This window comes from Vibrio sp. 10N.222.55.A1 (assembly GCF_041473835.1).
In the GTDB taxonomy this organism is placed as follows: Bacteria; Pseudomonadota; Gammaproteobacteria; order Enterobacterales; family Vibrionaceae; genus Vibrio; species Vibrio crassostreae_C.
The window spans coordinates 1-3,001 of sequence record NZ_JBFRSX010000115.1; the positions used below are offsets into that span (position 1 = coordinate 1).

Here is a 3,001-nt window from a genome sequence, read left to right on the forward strand (position 1 = left end):
AGCAATAAAATCGAATGGGCTACCAGTTATATATCAAGGAACGCTCAAAAGTCCGCGCAGAGGAAGTCTAAAGAAAACATTACGTTAGACGGAATTTACGCTGAGCTTAGTGCTTAAGGTTCTGTCTATGAACAAGCATTAATCAATCTACCAAAGATAAGTTTACTGAAGTCATTTCTGAGCACTGGGGTAAAATCCTGGAATATGCAAACAAAAGATTAGCAGGACAAGACTTTAGTGATAATGCCGTACTTGAGGCAATGGGTAAAGGTTTTGATTTTTATGTGGAGAACCAAGAGTTATGTGATGTTTTAATAGCTACAATTAGATTGCTAATGATTTGGTTAACAAAACAATGAGCGGGAAATTATTTATCTGTCTTAGCAGCCAAATGCTCTTGAATAACAAAGCCGTCTACTTAGCTTAACCATACTAAAGCTACCCAAAGTAGATACCCGAGTACGCAACCGCCAACTCATTATTATCCATAAATGTCTGAAGACGAGAGTTCTTGTCGATTATTCAGAATCACCTTGCGATAATGATAATCACTTGAATTTGTAATGCGTGTTTATGCCATAATAAAAACATGAGCTAATTCTAGCCTCTGTTTTTATTTAAACTCCCCTCGTCACTGCCTTACATCTTATCAAAAACTATTCTCTTCAATAAGGAGGTGTTTTATGCCTGAATAAAATATAAAACCAATTAATAAAATGTTTTTAACCAAATTAACTTATCATAAAAAATCATAAGGAAAAGTATGTTAAGCAAGCAAAATCAGAACTATTTAAATGATATTAAGAATCGAATTAAGAAGCGTCAGGGTAAAATAAACATCATTACAACTCATCCAATTCCAGAAACGTACGAGCTTGTGTTTCTAAATGGAGCACCTAACTGCATTATTAGTGCCAAAGAACTTCAGGGGAAAAACACTGAGGGAAGTATCGTTCATCTAAATGGTTCTAGTTACAAGGTAGTAAAACGGCTGTTCATATCTAGAGCAGTTCTACAACTACATCTAGATAATTTATTACCGTAATAAAGCAAAAATTCTAATATAGGGCATTTGATGAAGTGGCGTATCTTTATGCGGACAAACAAGTTTGGCCAGCCACATTTAGGCTAGTCGTTCGGTTGCAATACCAGAAGTAACCCGAAAAGCTAGAATGATTTATGGATCGTAACTCGGAATTGTCCAGAACCTTCACAGATGGCACTTCGTAACTCAGAAGTGCCCCTTTTCTAGTTAGAACCAAAGCTACCCTTCAGCCATAATTGTGACTTTTGACTTACAATACTTGTACTATGCTTTTTTCAGCTTGGTTCTACTTACACAGCAAGCTCTGCAAGTAGAAACCTTCAATGTAGTTGGGCGTTTTATCTACAGATAACGACTTCTCAAATGGTCTTTGAAGTATTGCGCATTCAAGGTTTCGCCCGTTGCACCTTTCACCAAGTCATCAGTGGTCAGCAGGCTGCCTTTGCTCCAAATGTTTGATTCTAACCAAGTGAAGATAGGGGATAGGTCACCGCTTTCAATCACAGAGTTTATATCTACCGTTTTCTTCATTGAAGCCATGAACTGCGCCGCGTACATCGCACCTAATGTGTACGATGGGAAGTAACCAAATGCGCCGTCTGTCCAGTGGATGTCTTGCATACAGCCGTTAGTGAAGTTGCCTTGAGTGCTTAAACCAAGGTAAGACTGCATCTTGGTATTCCATAACTCTGGCACGTCAGTGTGTTTGATCTTGCCGTTGATCAAGTCACGCTCAATCTCGTAACGCAGGATAACGTGTGCAGGGTAGGTGAGTTCATCAGCATCGACACGGATGAAGTCTTTCTTCACGCGCGTGTAGATCTTCTGGAAGTTTTCTTTCTCAAATTCTGAGCCTGAGAATTGCTGACCAGCCAAGTTCGCTAAGTGTCCAATGAACGGGTCGCTGCGGCCGACTTGCATCTCGAAGAATAAAGATTGAGATTCATGAATGCCCATAGAACGAGCTTCCCCCGCTGGTTGTCCTGCTAGGTGTTTTGGTAAGCCTTGTTCGTAACGTGCGTGGCCTGTTTCATGCACAATACCCATTAAGCTTTGAACGAATTCCGCTTCGTCATAGCGTGTTGTGATACGCACGTCTGAAGGGACGCCGCCACAGAATGGGTGAACACTTTCATCCAATCGGCCGTGTTCAAAATCGAACTGAAGCAGCTTCATGACTTCTAAACCCAGTGCTTTCTGTTTCTCGGTCGAATAGATACCTGATGGTGCGTTAAATTGCTCGCTCGATTGTTTTTCGATCACTTCATCAATTAAACCTGGAAGCCAAGTTTTAACGTCTGCAAATAGGGTATCAAGTGAAGTAGAGCTGGTGCCCGGTTCATAAATATCCAGCATCGCATCATAAGGCGTTAGATTGGCTGCGTCTGCGCGAATCTGCGCTTCTTCACGAGAAAGCTCAACCACTTCACGCCAGTTCTTTTCGAATCCAACCCAGTCGTTGTTACCGCGTTGGCTACGCCACGCATGTTCACATTTTGAACCCGATAGAGATTTCGCTTCAACCAGTTTTTCTGGAAGTAGGTTTGCTTGTTGCCACTGGCGTTTTATTTCACGAAGTGACGATTGTTGCTCAGTGTTCAGCGCTTCATTTTCAGCGTCTGCAATCCAATCGCCAAGCTGTGGTTGAGTCATTAAGCCGTGAATATGAACAGAAAGCTCGGCCATCGCTTCACTACGAGCTTGGTTACCACCTGCTGGCATCATTGAAGCTTGGTCCCAACCACAAATAGAAGCTAGGTGTTGAAAGCGTGAACATTTTTGAGAGTGTTCGACTAGTTTTTTGAATGCGCTCATTTGACTACTCTTAATTTGGTTTCTTTAAATGATCCTTAGGGCTGCGTCAGCGTTAAGGTTCATCTCGTGTACTTTGATTATGGCTTGGCTTTTTAATGACGCCGACCTTCGCAGTCGAAGATATGTCTCGTCCTAAAATAC

Annotated in this window: 2 protein-coding genes; one reads left to right on the plus strand and one right to left on the minus strand. The window is 41.6% G+C overall.

Annotation, left to right across the window (positions count from 1 at the left end):
* Positions 1-763 precede the first annotated feature (763 nt).
* On the plus strand, positions 764-1,045 hold the full coding sequence (locus AB4493_RS21570) for a hypothetical protein (RefSeq protein WP_372155797.1): 282 nt from the start codon (positions 764-766) through the stop codon (positions 1,043-1,045).
* Between the two features lie 342 nt (positions 1,046-1,387).
* Here the strand turns inward: AB4493_RS21570 and AB4493_RS21575 are convergent, their stop codons facing one another.
* Positions 1,388-2,860 (minus strand): carboxypeptidase M32, encoded by a 1,473-nt coding sequence (locus AB4493_RS21575; RefSeq protein ID WP_017066275.1) that lies wholly within the window; start codon positions 2,858-2,860, stop codon positions 1,388-1,390.
* Positions 2,861-3,001: the final 141 nt, after the last annotated feature.